Origin of the sequence: Bacteroides sp. MSSM.1001136sp1_RTP21357st2_D2_RTP21359_211015 (genome assembly GCF_040913205.1) — a bacterium.
Classification (GTDB): Bacteria; Bacteroidota; Bacteroidia; order Bacteroidales; family Bacteroidaceae; genus Bacteroides; species Bacteroides ovatus.
Window position 1 is genome coordinate 59,596 of sequence record NZ_JBDFVF010000008.1, and the last position, 16,777, is coordinate 76,372.

The window sequence follows — 16,777 nt, forward strand, 5'->3', positions numbered from 1 at the left end:
TAGATTTGCAAACTTTCTAATATTCAGGCACGATGAAACACTATTATTCCTTTCTGATAATAACCTCTTTGTTATTAGCCGGATGCGGGCAAAAAGACCGGGCAAAATCTCAATTCGAATCATCTGTACAGACAGAAGAAAGTTATTCGTTAGCAAAAGAATATATTAAAGAAGCTGTTATCACAGGAAAAGTGTTGAACCGGGATTTTTATCCTCAAGAAAAGGAATTAACTCTCATCATTCCATTTTTTTGGAAAATGGAAAATCAATATCGTACCCCCATACAAGAAGATGGTTCATTTTCATTCCGCTTTCCGGTTTATGCAAAATTAAGAGAAGTTTCCATTCGCAATTATGCGGAACATTTGTATATCCACCCGGGAGATAGCATACACGTGGAAATAGACTTCAAAGATCTTTTTCATCCCAAAGTAACAGGTGATGCAGAGAAGTTGAATCAAGAAATACTGGCATTTACAGAAAGCGCCTACTATTACATACAGAATTATAGTATAAACCCGAATTTGAATATTAAGGATTTTGAGACTGAATTAAAGAAGGAATATGACTTTCGTTTGGAGCGGAGAAACGAGTATCTGACGAAGTATAAGCCAATGGACGATGTTACGTTATTTACTGAAGAGTTACTGAAACAGGACTATTATTACGCTTTGTTATCCTATGGTAACCAATGCCAGTTTAAAACGAAAAAAGAAATGGACCGATATCATAAACTTCTGCCTGCAATCAATAAGCTTTATAATAAAGGGATTCTTTCGGCACGTTTATATGATATTGCTGATGAGGTAGAACGCTATATAGCTTATGGGATAACATACAAAGATAAAAAAAATCCATCTGTAGAAGAGATTATGTCGGCAGTAGGAGAGAATGAACTGAACCAGTATATATATACTAAAATGACAGTTGGCTCTTTGAATGCGAATGATACACTTGCTTTAACAACGAGGCACACGCAGTTTGATTCGATCGTAAAAATGCCGCATTTGCGTGCACAAGTGATGCAGATATATAATCAGACTAAATCTTACCTGGAAAATCCGCAACCAGTTTCCAATAATTTATTATATGGTGAGTTTCACGAAAACTCAAAGCTAAAAACATCTATGCCTTACATGGAACCCGTCTATAATATACTTGAGAAGAATCACGGAAAAGTGATCTATTTCGATTTTTGGGCTAGGTGGTGTCCACCATGCCTGGCAGAAATGGAACCTTTGAAACAATTGCGGAGTAAGTATTCCACCAAAGACCTGGTCATATATTCCATATGTGTAAGTGAACCCAAGGAAGAATGGGAAGAATGTCTGAATGAGTATTCATTGAAGAACCGGGGAATTGAATGTATTTATGCATCTGATTATTTTGGAAAAGATAACTTACAGAAAATTCGCAAACAATGGAAAATAGATAGAATGCCCTATTATCTGTTAATTAATAGAAAAGGGCAAATTGTAGATTTCGGAACTACAGCACGTCCCAGCAATCCGCAATTTGTATCTCGAATTGAGGAAGCTGTAAAGGACAGCAAATAATGTTGTGAGAGAAATAAGACAAATAAGAAAAGATTAAGCAACCCACACAAAAAATATCAAATGTTTCCGATTTATATTATAGGAATTTATTCAACTCTTTTACCAACAAATGAACAGTAGTAGAAGATTCTTGTTGTGCTGGATTATTTCCATCAAATTGTCTCATGATAGTTTTAGCGTGATTAATGGCTTGTTCTTGTTTAGAAAACAAAGTATTAAACATTTTAGAACTTACACCCGATTTCTTTGTATAAGCAAATCCGAGCAAAGCGCTCAACATTTTTTCATATCTGGAACGATGCAACGCTCCTTGGTATAGATTAAAATGCAGTAAAAACCAAAATTCAAAAGCTTGGTTACTATAAGCCACTTCAAAACCGTTTTGTTGTGCCAACAGGATTGCAGAGTTAAAATCATTTTCAGGAAAATCATCTTTATCAAAGACCACCCAATGCTGATTATATGTTCGTCCCTTTAGCTTTTCTTGCTCTTTTATATGGATAGCCTTGTGTACTAATGCCAATGTTCCCATACCTTGACCAAGTGCCTTCACATTGGCAGAAGTCAAACGAAAAGCGTTGAAATAATCAGGTTCGGTATTAACTCCTTCGCAAATAATCAGAAATGTTTGTTTCACCTCACGTACACTACTGATACGGGTTATCTTTCTTTCGATACGCGGATTTATATTTTTCCTTTTTGTAGCCGTCATGGTTTAATTTTCTTGGGTATTAAACAAACGGGTTAAATCTCCAACAATTGGAATTGCTCCATACTTTCCTGATAAATAATCTTTTTCAAACGAAGCATCATTACGTACTTTATACTCTGCCAATGAATAAAGTTCGGTTGCACCATAGCGGTCTTTTTGTGTAAACCAAACCTGATCCCGCCGGAATATATTAGCACTTAACAAATTTGTATCGTGAGTAGTGAAAATTAGTTGAGCATTTTGGGGATTTGTTTCTTTTGAATTAAACAAGGCAATAATTCTACATGTAAGAAGAGGATGCATTTTAGAGTCAAATTCATCTATTATAAGACGCTTTCCATTATCCAAAGCATCAATGATAGGGTATGCCAGGGAAAAATACTTTATTGTACCTTCCGATTCATTTTTCCTGAATGGGAAAGTAATAGTTTTGACTTCATGACCTTCCTCGTCATATTGCGTATGTGTACTCACAATAGCATTATCAATTTTTTCAATATTTTCAATACCTAAATCAGCATAACGGGAAAACTCTACAATTCTCTGTTTCATTTTGATATCATCCAGTTGGATAGTTGCTGTATTCCATATTTTTTCATCGTTAGAACCTGAAATAATAGTGGTATCATTCAACCATGTCATTATCTCTACTGCTGTCGGATCATTGAATTGTGCCGCAACAGAAAGCAATAACGCATTTGCCCTCACCATTCGTTTACCTGCAAGTTCTTTACCAACGACAAACTTAGTATGAATATCAAAATTATCTTTTTCCCGATAGAATAATTCAATTTCCTTAGCTCTCTTTTTATTGGCTTTTTGATAAAGCCATTCCGAATGTACCAATGAATTATCTGCTTCAAATCCATAACGATATTGGTTATCTTCATCACAGAATATTGCTTCAAAATAACTTGGTTCGTTCGCAGTAAGTGAGTTTAACCGGAAACTTTCTATATTAACACGTTCGCCTGCTTGAATATCCTTCGATGAATTTATCACATACCACTTAAAAAATTCCAATGCTTTTATAAAATTGGATTTGCCTGATGCATTAGCACCATAGACTACCGCGCTCTTCATTAATGATAATCCGGAAGTTCCTACATTAAAGATTATATCTTCAGCCGGAACCTGTATTTCTTTCAAAGCTGATGCTACTAACGACAATGTAGATTGTTCTTTGAAAGATAGAAAATTTCCTATTGTAAATTGAATAATCATATTTTAATTGCTTTATTCGAGATTTTATCACAAATATACTGTTTATTTTATGATATAAGCAGATGTATTAGGTGAATTATATTATTTTATGTCTAATAACATACATTCCCGCTTATAAAGAAAAAATATTCCATCCTATATCAGCACGATAGTAAGAGGTGCGATTAGTATAGTATATCACGTTTCATTATGGATTAAATCAAAATCAATATACTTTCATTATAGCTTTATAGCTTTTTCTTCTTTCACCAACTTCCTCCATCTTTGAAATGCCCTCATCAGCGTTTCTTCCTGTACCAGTCCTACCATTTCGTAGTGCTCTACGAATTGTTCTATTGACTTTTTAAACATCACTCCTTTATTGAACTTATTATCCAATAGAAAGGAGTATAATTCCGCTTTCATCTCCGTTTCTATTTCCTTTTCTATAATCAATGCACTATCGTTTCCGATATAGTTATAGACTTCCGGATTCTTCCCATTACGCGGTTTGGGCAGTACAAAGCAAATATTCCCAATTTCTTTCCATGAAGTATTTTGCGGATGAGGGACAGATAGTTGATGAAGGAAGTGATAAACTGGAGTAATGTGGGAGAGATGGATAGGGATAAGTCGTTTGGAAGAAGAAGGAGAAGGAGAGGAGGAATGAGACTGGTTCTCTGGATCGGGTTCTAAACTTTGTCGATATCGGACATACATATATCCAGCCAAATATGGCTTGATATTAATTGTAACTGTAACCATGGGAAAATTTTTAAAGTTTGTAATAAAAAAGTATGTATATACAGCCCTTTGGACTGTGAATTCCGTTTGGTTTATTGAGAATATTCCCATGGTTATCGGGACGGAATTCTTCTTTTTATAATAAATTGATATACAGCGTATTATAGATACTGTTTTTTGGTTTAAAACCAAGGAACCGTTCCTTTTAAAGGAACGACCTGTTTCTCACCGAGGAACGCCTTGTTCCTTTTAAAGAAACGGATGACTCCTTAAAATCCGGGAACAAAACTAGTTGTAATATTCCGATATTTCAAGATGGATGATTGAAGCATTAAACAATACGTGTAAATATAAATAATCATTTTTATACATCGTTTATTTTACGCGTGTATAAACAACCGATATGTCATGAAAGTTAATTGAATAGAATGGATAATAATTTAACAATGTTTACCGGATAAACCTTTTTTGAGAGTGTTAAAACTCGCTTCTTAGATGATTATGTGGCTATTTTGAGTGAAATTTCGGAATCTGTGTGCAATTTCAGAACGTTTTATTTTAATATATATTTCTTTTGTAAATTTGCAGCGTATAATATTTAAATAAACATAAGCGAATAAGCAATAAATATACGCATTTTAATGAAGATACATGACATAGCAATTCTTTTTTTTATATTTTGGGGAAGCATTTCACAATGTGCGGCTCAAAAGATAGCGGTAAAAACAAACCTACTCTACGGTACATACGCCAGTTCACCTAATCTGGAAACCGAATTCGGGATTTCACCGCGAGGTACAGTAGATCTGGGTGCTGGCTTCAACTGGTTTACATCCGCTCATTCATCCTCAAACAAGAAACTGGTGCATTGGCTTGGCTCGGTAGAATATCGTTATTGGACGTGTGAAAGATTCAGCGGACATTTTTGGGGAATACATATACTAGGCGGACAGTACAACATAGCCGGTCATCATTTGCCGCTTCTATTTGGAGATGATTCCGGTCACTATCGCTATGAAGGATGGGGAATAGGCGGAGGCATTTCGTACGGCTACCATTTTCTTTTAGGCAATCGTTGGAGTCTCGAAGCAAATATAGGTATAGGGTATGTCAGACTACATTATGACAAGTTCCGATGCGAGACTTGTGGTGAAAAGACCGGAACAGAAAATCGCAACTATTTCGGACCTACTAAAGCAGCAGTTTCACTTATATTTCTTATAAAATAACAAAAACATGATAAATCTAAAATCTATCCTATGGCTGTTGCCTCTGTCACTGCTCGTTTCTCCATTACTATATGGAGAAAACCTGCCGGACAAATGGTATAAAGGAACGATACAAGCAACAGCCATCGAATTGCAACAAGTGGGGGATTCCCTACATATTCAAGTGCTTTATGACCTTGATAAAATAAAAGTCAGTTCCAATCATTCGATAGAACTGATACCGGTATTGATTGCTGCAAACCACCAACTGGAGTTACCGGAGATTTCTGTCAAAGGGCATAGTAATTTCCAAAACCTGAAACGTAAACTGGCCTTAATGAATACACAGGAACGTGATTTTTACCAGTCGGAAGCTCCGTACTATGTTGTGAAAGGATATGGAATAACCGAAGAAAAACAAATTCGATATTCCTTGGTCATTCCATTCGAATCGTGGATGAAAGATGCACGTTTGGATATAAAAAAGGAAGTAATGGGCTGTTGCAAACCGGGCAAGTTATTATCGACGTTTCCGCTTTTCGGTACCGTCACTTTGGAGCAACCGCCTGTTCCATATCACATCGTCCCGCATATCAGTTATGTCCGCCCCCAAGTTGAACCTGTAAAAAAACGTGAGATGTCATGTGAAGCGTTCCTGGATTTTGTTGTATCAAAGACCATCATAAGGCCGGATTACATGAACAACCCGGTCGAACTGGAAAAAATATCCTCTATGCTTGCCGAAGTGAGAAATGATACAACTATTACCATTCGTGGAATATCAGTCATTGGTTATGCTTCACCGGAGGGTTCTGTCCTTTTTAACAAACAGCTTTCCGAAGGACGTGCAAAGGCACTTGTTAATTACCTTCTCCCTCGTTTCCCTTTCTCTAAAGAATTATACAAGGTGGAATATGGTGGCGAAAACTGGGAAGGACTACGTAAAATGGTTGCAGAGTCTGACATGGCAGAAAAGGATGGAATTCTTCATATTATAGATCACATACCAGTTGAAATAAACTACCGAACGAATACCAGTCGCAAGAAATCGTTGATGCTATATAAACAGGGCAATCCTTATCGGTTTATGTTGCGTGAGTATTACCCACATCTGCGTAAAGCGATCTGTAAAATAGAGTACGATGTTCAGAATTTTAATATAGAACAGGCAAAAGTGCTGATTCATAGTCGGCCACAAAATTTGAGCCTGAATGAAATTTATTTGGTCGCTCTAACTTACAAAAATGGTTCACCGGAGTTTATCGAATTATTTGAAACAGCCGTTAGCGTCTTTCCTGATGATAAGATTGCCAATCTGAATGCCGCTTCGGCTGCACTTTCACGTAAAGACACTCTTTTGGCAGAAAAATACTTAAAGAGAGCAGAGACTTCCACACCGGAATACGAAAATGCCGTGGGAGTATTACATCTGCTAAGAGGTGACTATGAACAAGCAAAGTTACATCTAAATAAGGCTGCTGAATCCGGATTGAAACAAGCAAATCTCAATCTGGAGGAATTAGCCAAAAAAGAAGAGAATATCGAATTGATGAGTAAACTAGATTATTGATTTTTTATATATTATAATTATCTTTTTATTTACAACATTTAAACATTTAACAATGATGAAAACAAGAAGTTTTCTATTATCTACATTGGCAGTTTTTATATTTGCCGGCTGTAGTAGTGAAGATGCTCGGGAAGGGAATATTCCGAGCGGTGAGCTGAATGGAAAGGCGTATCTGTCGCTTTCCCTGCAAAGTCACACATCCACTACAAGAGCTGCGAATGTAGTAGAAAAACCGGGAAGTTCAGGGGAAAGTAAAGCAGGGACAGTCAGAGTTCTATTATTTGACGAGGAAGATGTGTGCCTTGATGTGGTTAATTTTGATGGTTTGACCGTTGGGAATAGCGGAGGAACAAGCACAGAGGGGACAGGGACCCCGGAAGCTGCAGCTAGTGAAGCTCAATTAGTACCGGAGAAGACTAAAAAAGTATTTGTGGTTATCAATCCTTACACCGACGGGAATAAAGGGTGGAATTTAACTGCGGATGCTGTAAAAGGTAAACCTTGGTCTGCAATTAACACTGCCATTGAGGCAGTTATTGCCAACATCGCTACCAATGATAATTTCATGATGGCGAGTGTAGGCGAAGGAGCTGGCATAGAAGGAGCATTGATGGGAGTAACGGTGTATAAGCCGGATGGATATACCCAAGACAAAATAGATGCGGCAAAAAAAGAAGCAAAAGACCATCCTGCAAAAATCTCTGTAGATCGATTGAGTGCAAAAGTAGAGCTTGTGGTTAAGGAGTCTTTTACTACCAAACCTGATGGTGCTAAATTTACTTTCGGCGGTTGGGAATTAAGCGTTACCAATAAGAGTGTGAAACTGTATAGTGAACTTATCACTTACGATAATGCCACGACTGGAGCGGTTTATCGTCAGGATAAAAACTACTTGTCTGACGAACAACCTGATGTATCAAATGCGAGTACTATGGAAACGAATATGGATGCAGCTTTCAATTATCTAAAAAATATAGATAGCGAAAGTGAGGAGATACCTGCTGTTGCACAGAGTAAGGGAACAAGTCTGTATTGTCTTGAAAATACAATGGAAGCTAAGGCACAGCAATTAGGATTCACCACCAAGGTAGTGGTAAAAGCTACATATACTCCCAATGGTTTGACCGAAAATAGCAGTTATTTCTCTTGGAAAGGGAACTATTATACATTAGACCAGCTTAAAGATGAATATAATAACACTGCTAGTGGCGGACTGAAAACAGACTTACCTATATTCTTAAAAAAAGCGGGTGTCGTGGCAGAGGGTGTTTCGGACATAGATAAGGCGATTGCAGAGCTTACCGCAGGCAAATTTACTGCGAAAACCGGTATCATCGGACGCTTCTGTGCCGTACGTTATTATCATGAATCTGTATGCTATTACGATGTCCTGATTCGTCACGACCAAAATGTAACAACCAAAATGGCTTTAGGTAGATACGGTGTGGTACGTAACAACTGGTATCACCTGGAACTTCAGAGCGTGAGCGGTCCCGGAACACCGTGGATTCCCGACCCGTCTGATCCTGATCCTACTAATCCTACACCTCCGGGTACCGATGATGATGAAGCAGACGCATACATTTCTGTAAAAATCACTATCAATCCATGGACTTACTGGACACAAGGTGTTGATTTGCATTAATAGATGAAAATCAAGAGACACATAAAGAAATACATAATAATCCTTGCCGCTTTTATGGCGGCAGGGATTACCGGTTGCGACGTCTTTCATGACGATCTCGACCAGTGTGACCTTTTTCTTGAATTCAGGTATGACTATAACATGGTAAATGAAGACTGGTTTGCCGATCAGGTGGAGGAAGTAAAAGTCTATGTGTTCGATGCAGAAGGGAAATATCTTCAGACATTCATCGAAAAAGGTAATCCGCTGAAAAATACGGACTATCGTATGCTGATACCCTATCGACTGAAAGGCTGTACGGCTGTTATATGGGCTGGAAAAACAGATGAGTTTTACCGGCTATCATCAATGACTGCAGGTGATCCGATAGACAAACTATCCTTAAAATACGAACCCGATAATGACATGAGCAACAATCATCTTGATGCATTATGGCATAGCGGTCCCCTGCAAATGTTTTCTCCGGAGAACATAAGCAATACAGAAACTGTCAGCCTGATACGTAATACCAATGATATAACGATAGGCATTACACGAGGCAGCAATCAGGTCGATCTTTCAAAATACAATATACAATTGATAGCGGCAAACAGTATTTATGACTATAAAAATAATTTTGGAGATGGAAACAAGAACATAATTTACCACCCTTGTGCGGATGAGGAAGACAACAAACTATCTCTTCAGACCCGGCTCCACACGCTTAGATTCGTCAAAGATGTCGCTATGCCTTTTTCCATTACGGAGCAAACATCAGGAAAAGCGATAGACATTGGAGGAGAAACAACCATAAACCTTATTGACTACTTGCTGAAAAGTAAACCGGAAGCGATGGGTGACCAGGAATATCTCGACCGCAGATATCAGTGGGACATTAACGTCCGCATCGGAGATAAGGAAGAGAACGGTTATGTAGCATTAAGTATCACTATTAACAACTGGACCTACTGGTTTCAACCAACAGATATGTAAGCCGTTTTTTGAAACGAAATTATGGCACAATTAAGGATGAATATAACTATCAACATACAATTTTCGGCAAATGTCCTGCTTTTGACAATATTTGCTTTGTTTGCTTACTCTTGTACAAAGGAGAACGAAACAACAGGCGCACGTATTTACGAAGGAGAAAGGATACCGATGAGTATTAAAATGGGAACACGCAATACTACTGCTGACGATGATGAAGTCATAAAATCCGTACGCGCAATTGTGTTTAACGACAAAAACGAATTGGTATACAACGACGTTTCTGATGCTTCCATAAACGTAGATAACATATATATCGCTCCCATAAGAGCGGCACGGGGATATAACAACATTTACATCATCTGTAACGAAACACCGGAGCTTACGGAAAAGCTCGCCGCCATTACATTGGAAAATGAAATAGAAAAAGTGACATTCTCTGCTATAGGTATTGTTGCTCCGCCACCTATGTATGGAAATGTGTCACGTGCCTATGTGGAGTCTCGTAGCGACGGAACAAATGCCACAGTTACCATCAATAATGTTACGACAACGGAACTGCCGATTGAGGTAAACCGTATGGTGTCCCGCATCAGCTTTACGGCAATTAAAAATATCACCAATGAGGATGAAGATTTTAAAGTAACCAAACTGAATGTAAAAGTGTGTCGTATGCCGGTCGCCACTACTATAGGAGAGGGGCAGGCATATACAGAAAATGTATGGTCGGATGATCTTACTATATCAGGAACAGGTGAACTCGATAATAACGGTACGTATACGATAAATGGAAATAACTACACCATTCCTGATAACATAGATTTCATAACGATTCCTATTACTTATATTCCCGAACATCTATTGTCCGAACCTCAAAATGCTTCACAAGCAACCTATCTTAAAATTGATGCACAATGCGTTCTTAAAAACGGCAGTACACAGGTACTGAACTGCATCTATCTGCTGAATATTGGTCAAGAGCCTCCTAAAAATCATAACCTGACACGAAACAACCATTATCGGATATACGCCACCATTACCGGCATGGGAGCAATGGGACTTTATGCGGAAATAGTGGCAATGGAGGAACATGACATCACTATCAACTGGAAACCTATTGACGGACTGGTTATTGTAAGTGACAAGGCTGCAGACTATGACGCCGTAGCCGATACGTCCAGAAATGTGAATATATGGAATGACTTTAGTGTTTATTCAGGGATACTGAAAGCATATCATTCAGGAACAGGATACAAGGATATCCTATTTAAATACGGCAGCCTGATAGCCATAAGTTCACCGGATGCAAATACGGAATTCACCCCACCTACCAATGCCACTATATTGAATGATGTACTTTGGTATCCGGGCTCGTACGCTCCTTTAAATATTACGGAATGGGCGGATATTCCTTATCTGGAAACGGATAAAATACCCACAGATAATACAATTGTCCAAGTAGCAGCGGGAAAGGGAGACCCTTGCAAACTTGCCGGACTGTCCGAATCTCAAATCAAGACTTTGGGGATTGTGGATAATAAGCAGTGGCGCATGGCTACTCCGGCTGAAAATCTAATATTGAAAACGGCAGCAGAAAATGAAAGTAATTCACAGGGTTATCCTTCATTCCATTGGCTATTTTCTCCACATAACAGATATAGGGATACGAACGGTATATCGCAAGGAGACCGTTCCAATGGATGGTATTGGGATAACAATGCTACCGTATTCCATTTTTCCGGAGAAGAACCGCAAAATGCAGAAATTCAAGAAAATATGGACAGGCAAAACGCGTATATGATCCGTTGTGTGCGCAATGAGATGATAAAAAGCCAACTGGAAGTAGGTATCATCAGCAGTCCTACTTATCAGGGAACTGAAACGAGCGGAAATGCTTATTTTGGTATTATCTCGAATATTCCTTACTGGACAGCAACACTTGTCACAGAAGGAGCATATGTGGGTTCAACAACCGAATTTGACGATTTCTCATTTGTAGCCGGAGAAACAATACATACCACCCATGGCGGTAACACTCAAAACATACCGATATACGTCAAACGTAAAGAAAGTACCTCACCGCGTTCATTCAGAGTGAAAGTGGAGGGGATCGGTTTGGAAGGAAAAACAGTAAATAAAATACTCACAGTTTCACAAAGCGGATATGATTTACGTGCAAAAACGGGATTAAGCAGCATGGGTAATATACCGCAAGAAGGAGGATCTTATACTACGACTATTAACCTCACCCCTACGGACGTAACAATCTCTTCCGGAAAACTGTATTTACAAATCACTTATGGAGGTGTCATAAGGTGCAAAAGTACTGAAGTACATACTGAACCGAATAAATATAGTTATGATGTTACTATAACAATTCCGGAAAACAATAGTCCAAGTATCGTTGAGCTTATAGGAAATATATATTTAGAGTATGAAAACAACTTGACAGTTCCTCTTGGCAGTCCGACAATTAAGCAGAACGGAACAATATCCTCCAACAATGAGAATTGAGGTGAAAGTATGATGATAAATAGACACAATATGACAATAAAAATAAAATATAATGTGTATTTCCGGACAGCTTGCATTGCTTTGTTTTCACTGATATTCACAAGCTGTACAAAAGATAAACTGGAAGAATTCGATCCAGGAAATGCTACCGGCAAAATGGTGATGGTCAGCCTGAATGTCAGCCTTCCTCCTGCTGTAGAGCCAACGTCTGTGAGCGGGTATGCAGTTACCAAGCCATTTTTTAGAAACAGAACCAATGCTGATTCGCCGTTTACAGTAATTTTGGGAGAGGGGCAAAAGGAATATGCAATAAACTCCAATACCCGGGTATCCGATGGTACAACCTCGTTATATAATCTTTGGCTTTTCCAGTTTCATGAGAATGGTTCGATTAACGGAAAACCCCACAAACTTAGTGATGTAAAGACAGCTATTAATGACATGGTAACTATAGATGTTCCCTTAGTTGTGGCAGATAATCAGACTTTATACCTGCTTGTACTGGGACCTAAACTTGATTATGATATGAGTGAAGTGGGAACACTTGATGATCTTAAGAAATGGAATTTCAAATATCTGACTAATGTAGAAGGACATACCCAATCGCTTATCACAGCTGATAATGAGGTGCCATTTGCCGGAGAAGTGTCAGGAGTCACTGTCGTAAACGTTGATGATGGTAAACGTGGCCTGGTGGAATACAACAAGCCCGTTGGTTTTGTAGGAGGTATTGAAGTCAGGAGGTTGATGGCACGCATTACATTACGCTATAAATTTGAAGTGGAGAATTACCAATTACAAGGACTGAAATTATTGAATGTCAACAATACGATTCGACTTTCCAACCCTTCAAAAAATACCGCAGAGGACACTTATGCCACGCTTGAAACTGTTGATTTTGAGGGACCCGATTCCAATGATTTCTATTCGGCAACCTGGTATGTTGCACAGAATTGTCAAGGGACGATAGAAAAAATTCTTAGTGAAAATCAACGCTACTATAAAATTGTTGATAAAACCCCTGCTGGGGATGCACCGCCATTGGGTACGCAGATTGAGGCATGGGCATACCCGACAACTGCATCTGCAACTGACGAATATGCAATTTACCAGATGTATGTTGGAAATAACAATACCAATAACTTTGACGTAGAACCCAACCATTTTTATAACCTACGTACTACCATAAATACAGACCTTACTTCGGCAAAGAATGACGAACGGATCAGAATGTATACCGCCAGTCAGTATGTAGAGTTTCATGCCAGCCAGAATATAAGCGTTGGTGGAGGAGCAAAATTTGATAATACTAAATACAACAAAGCGGGCGTAAGCTATGATCTTGATGCAGCCTATGATGTACGTCCCATAGTTATACAGACTCAAGGAAGGAAAGTGGAAGTTGGGATATATACGGATAATCTCTGTATCACAAAAGTTTCTTCTAATAAGAGTTGGCTCTATCTGTCTTCCTCATCTAATTATACAGATGCGTTCAACAATGTTGATGAGCCGCTGGCTACATCTGTCAAAGCAAATACCATACTTCCTACACAAGTGACGTTTTATCTTTACAATAATGAATATGTTTATGATGAAAACGGCAAATTGGTCAATCCCGGTGAAAATGATAAGGACGGAAAGCGTTCCCTATATATCAAAGTGACTACCACGACCGAAGGTGAAGGAGGAGGAGCAGTGCAAGCTTATCATATATTCAAGATGGATCAGCGACCGGCAGTATATGCCGGACGTTTCGGAGGAGAGAGAGATGCAGACGGAAACTATACGATGGGATTGGTACATGACAGATTGCCTGTGCGCGGCCCTAAATATTTAGAAAGTATAACAACTATGGGAACAATACAATATGGTTATGATAAAGTTGAAACAGCTGCATATTCATACGGAACCGATAATATGGATTATGGGAAAGAGGCAACGAGAAATTTGTCTGAAAATATTAGAAATCTTCCTTGGAACAACGAAAAAATAGCTGCCCCGCAAAAAGATGCATCTAGATATGTATTACTCTATCAATATCAATATCCGGCCAGCTCCTTTTCAGCGAGAGTTTGCTATGACAAAAACAGGGATGAAAATGGAGACGGACGAATTGATAAAGAGGAGATGAAATGGTATTTTCCGGCGTCTAATCAAATGATTGGTATGTATATAGGCAGTTTTTTAAACAACGAAAGCTTTCCAGGTAGTGCCACAACAGAAGATGGAAATGACTATGTCAAAAGATGGTACCAAGGGGTAAATTCTAATCAAAAAATGCAAACCGGATCATCCAGATGTGTCAGAGATATAGATATCTCGCTCGATACTGATTAATGATGACATGAACTAAAATAAATAAAGAACAAAATGAAAAGAATAACAGTCATAATCTTCGTATCTTTTTTTATCCTGCTGAAAGGGTATTCTCAAAAGATTGAAATATATGAAGAGGCGGGAATTAAGTATGCAGCTATTAAATCAATGGAGTTACCGGCAAACAGGGTGGAAAATAGAAGTGAAAACCCTGACTTTTATAAAACTATTCAATTATTTAAGTACACCGACAGCGGTATGGATACTGAACCCATTCAAGTTAACGGTGAGAATGTTTATGTAAAACGGATTACACGACATCCTTACAACGAGAATAATCAAACAATAAAAATCGTTTGGAAAGTATCGGAATACTTTATCATTTCTCCGGATAATGTATGTAGCGATGGAAATGATAGTGATGGAAAGAATGTGGGAGAGAAAACAATGAAATGGGCTACAGCGAACGGATACCTTGCTACGGCAAACACAAATAGTTATACTACGGCAAGTTTTGCAGTACCCAAAGGATGTGCAATGTATCGTGGAAAGGACGGGAAAGATGAACCTGGGACATGGCGGATACCTACATTAAGGGAGGGAAGCCTAATTATGATTTTTTATAAGGAATTAGAGAGAACCAAGGATAAAGGCACCGATTTCCAGCCGTTTGATTTGTCGTTAGATGATAAAAAGGGAACAGCTTATTGGTTGGGAACAGAAAATAATAGTAGTACGAATGCATGGTCTATAAAATTTTATCCTACGGCAGTGAAATATACATCATCCCTTATCTCCAAGGGTAGCACTCTTTATCTCCGCTGTATCCGGGATATTCCATTAAAATGAGTTACGAACAAAATCATCATCAGTTTATATACACACTTATTATCATACAAAATGAAAACGATAAAAGCCGAAATATTAATGATTGAAGGAGCACCATTCCCTGCCATTGAAAAAGTATATGATCCTTCAAGTAAAAAATGTAATGGGAGGATTACACCACAAGCCCCCATTGTCATCACTGGACATCACTTGGATATGTTAACATGGGATAGCGCCAATCTATACCTTGTGTCTTCAGTAAATGACAGAATGTTGATAGAATGTGGTGATATTCATAAATATTCGGACGATAAAGTGTATACAACCATTCCTGATATTGATGAAGGTGAATATTTTCTGGCACTGATGATTCTGATGAAAGATAAAGAAAGTTTCTTATATATCTTTCCCATATCTTTGATTGTACAATTTACTTAATCAAAATGTCACGATTAACATATGTATATATAGAAGCAAGAAATAAAGACAAACAGCATAATAGCATAAATTGCAGTCAATGAAAGATAATAAGCCATATAGGCAAAATAAAGTATTTGATAATATATCAGAAACAGAAGAGTTTAATGTCTATACTAAAATAGACGATTTACCGCTTAATGAAACTCCTGCGTATCTTGAAGAAGGGATAAACGGGATATGTACGGGAGGCAGTGCGCTTTTCAATGTTTTTGGTAATAAACGACGGATTGTTCCCAATGATCTGGTTGTTATTTTTCCTTTCCAATTGGCTGCTGTCACAGAGATTAGCGATGACTTTTCAATGACTTTTCTCAAAGTATCCAAAAACTTGTTTATGGATACGATAAGCGGAGTATGTATACCTACTCTTGATTTTTTCTTTTATATGCGGAAAAATTTCAGCACTCCGCTATGCAATGAAGAATGTCAACGCTTCATTCACTTTTGTCATATACTGATTTATCGTATCAACTTGCCTCGGAACTTATTCAGACGGGAGTCTATTATGCAACTATTACGTGTTTTCTATTGGGATATCTATGTGGCTTATAAAAGAAATCCGAAAGCTGCCGAATTAGTAAAATATACCCGTAAGGAAAAACTTTTATTCGACTTCTTTTGTTTGGTGATCGAATTTCATACCGTAAGCCGGGATGTTGCGTTTTATGCACAAAAGATGTGCGTGTCCGCTAAACACCTTACAATGGTAATTACGGATATGAGCGGCCGTTCGGCAAAAGACTGGATTATAGAATATTCCATTCTTGAGATAAAGGCTCTTCTACGGGATTCGGACCTTGAAATAAAAGAAGTGGCATCACGTACAAACTTCCAGTCGAATTCCGTTATGACAAGGTTCTTTCGCGAACATACCGGCATGACACCGTCTGATTATAGAGAAAGAATTTTTATTCAGATAGATGGATCATGATTTATAGTTAGTTAAGTAATATACGAAATACTGCCTGTGAAGGTCGTCTATTGTTTGTTTTGTTTGTGTGGTGCACCTTCTTCCGAGAGTAGGAAAGG

At 38.2% G+C, this 16,777-nt stretch carries 13 protein-coding genes; 10 read left to right on the forward strand and 3 right to left on the reverse strand.

Annotation, left to right across the window (positions count from 1 at the left end):
- The first annotated feature begins 32 nt into the window (after positions 1 to 32).
- Positions 33 to 1,556 carry a TlpA family protein disulfide reductase gene (locus tag AB5217_RS07395; RefSeq protein ID WP_004318327.1) on the forward strand — a complete coding sequence of 508 codons (1,524 nt, stop codon included), beginning with the start codon at positions 33 to 35 and terminating at the stop codon, positions 1,554 to 1,556.
- Between the two features lie 76 nt (positions 1,557 to 1,632).
- Here the strand turns inward: AB5217_RS07395 and AB5217_RS07400 are convergent, their stop codons facing one another.
- The 3 genes from AB5217_RS07400 to AB5217_RS07410 form a co-directional block, all read right to left on the reverse strand.
- Positions 1,633 to 2,268: an RloB family protein gene (locus AB5217_RS07400; RefSeq protein WP_004318325.1), complete on the reverse strand. Its 636-nt coding sequence runs from the start codon at positions 2,266 to 2,268 to the stop codon at positions 1,633 to 1,635.
- Between the two features lie 3 nt (positions 2,269 to 2,271).
- A complete protein-coding gene (locus AB5217_RS07405) occupies positions 2,272 to 3,492 on the reverse strand; it encodes an AAA family ATPase (protein WP_004318323.1) in 1,221 nt (406 codons plus the stop codon).
- Positions 3,493 to 3,711: 219 nt separating this feature from the next.
- Positions 3,712 to 4,236: a hypothetical protein gene (locus tag AB5217_RS07410; protein WP_004318320.1), complete on the reverse strand. Its 525-nt coding sequence runs from the start codon at positions 4,234 to 4,236 to the stop codon at positions 3,712 to 3,714.
- Between the two features lie 620 nt (positions 4,237 to 4,856).
- Here AB5217_RS07410 and AB5217_RS07415 point away from each other — a divergent pair.
- The 9 genes from AB5217_RS07415 to AB5217_RS07455 all read left to right on the forward strand — a co-directional run bounded on the left by AB5217_RS07415 (position 4,857) and on the right by AB5217_RS07455 (position 16,679).
- A complete protein-coding gene (locus AB5217_RS07415) occupies positions 4,857 to 5,444 on the forward strand; it encodes a DUF3575 domain-containing protein (RefSeq protein WP_004318318.1) in 588 nt (195 codons plus the stop codon).
- 7 nt (positions 5,445 to 5,451) lie between these two features.
- Positions 5,452 to 6,993, forward strand: a complete 1,542-nt coding sequence (locus AB5217_RS07420) for a DUF3868 domain-containing protein (protein ID WP_004318316.1) — start codon at positions 5,452 to 5,454, stop codon at positions 6,991 to 6,993.
- A gap of 55 nt (positions 6,994 to 7,048) precedes the next feature.
- Positions 7,049 to 8,638, forward strand: a complete 1,590-nt coding sequence (locus AB5217_RS07425; RefSeq protein WP_004318315.1) for an Mfa1 family fimbria major subunit — start codon at positions 7,049 to 7,051, stop codon at positions 8,636 to 8,638.
- 3 nt (positions 8,639 to 8,641) lie between these two features.
- Positions 8,642 to 9,610, forward strand: a complete 969-nt coding sequence (locus tag AB5217_RS07430; RefSeq protein WP_234123196.1) for a FimB/Mfa2 family fimbrial subunit — start codon at positions 8,642 to 8,644, stop codon at positions 9,608 to 9,610.
- Positions 9,611 to 9,631: 21 nt separating this feature from the next.
- Positions 9,632 to 12,121 (forward strand): fimbrial protein, encoded by a 2,490-nt coding sequence (locus AB5217_RS07435; protein ID WP_234123198.1) that lies wholly within the window; start codon positions 9,632 to 9,634, stop codon positions 12,119 to 12,121.
- Positions 12,122 to 12,151: 30 nt separating this feature from the next.
- Entirely contained in the window at positions 12,152 to 14,461 is a 2,310-nt protein-coding gene (locus tag AB5217_RS07440; protein ID WP_234123200.1) for a DUF4906 domain-containing protein, read from the forward strand.
- 33 nt (positions 14,462 to 14,494) lie between these two features.
- A complete protein-coding gene (locus tag AB5217_RS07445) occupies positions 14,495 to 15,289 on the forward strand; it encodes a DUF1566 domain-containing protein (protein ID WP_234123201.1) in 795 nt (264 codons plus the stop codon).
- Positions 15,290 to 15,340: 51 nt separating this feature from the next.
- The gene (locus AB5217_RS07450) at positions 15,341 to 15,706 is read left to right on the forward strand and encodes a DUF4469 domain-containing protein (RefSeq protein ID WP_004296035.1); all 366 of its coding nucleotides are present in this window, start codon (positions 15,341 to 15,343) and stop codon (positions 15,704 to 15,706) included.
- A 79-nt stretch (positions 15,707 to 15,785) separates the two neighbouring features.
- On the forward strand, positions 15,786 to 16,679 hold the full coding sequence (locus AB5217_RS07455; protein WP_004318302.1) for a helix-turn-helix domain-containing protein: 894 nt from the start codon (positions 15,786 to 15,788) through the stop codon (positions 16,677 to 16,679).
- Positions 16,680 to 16,777 lie beyond the last annotated feature (98 nt).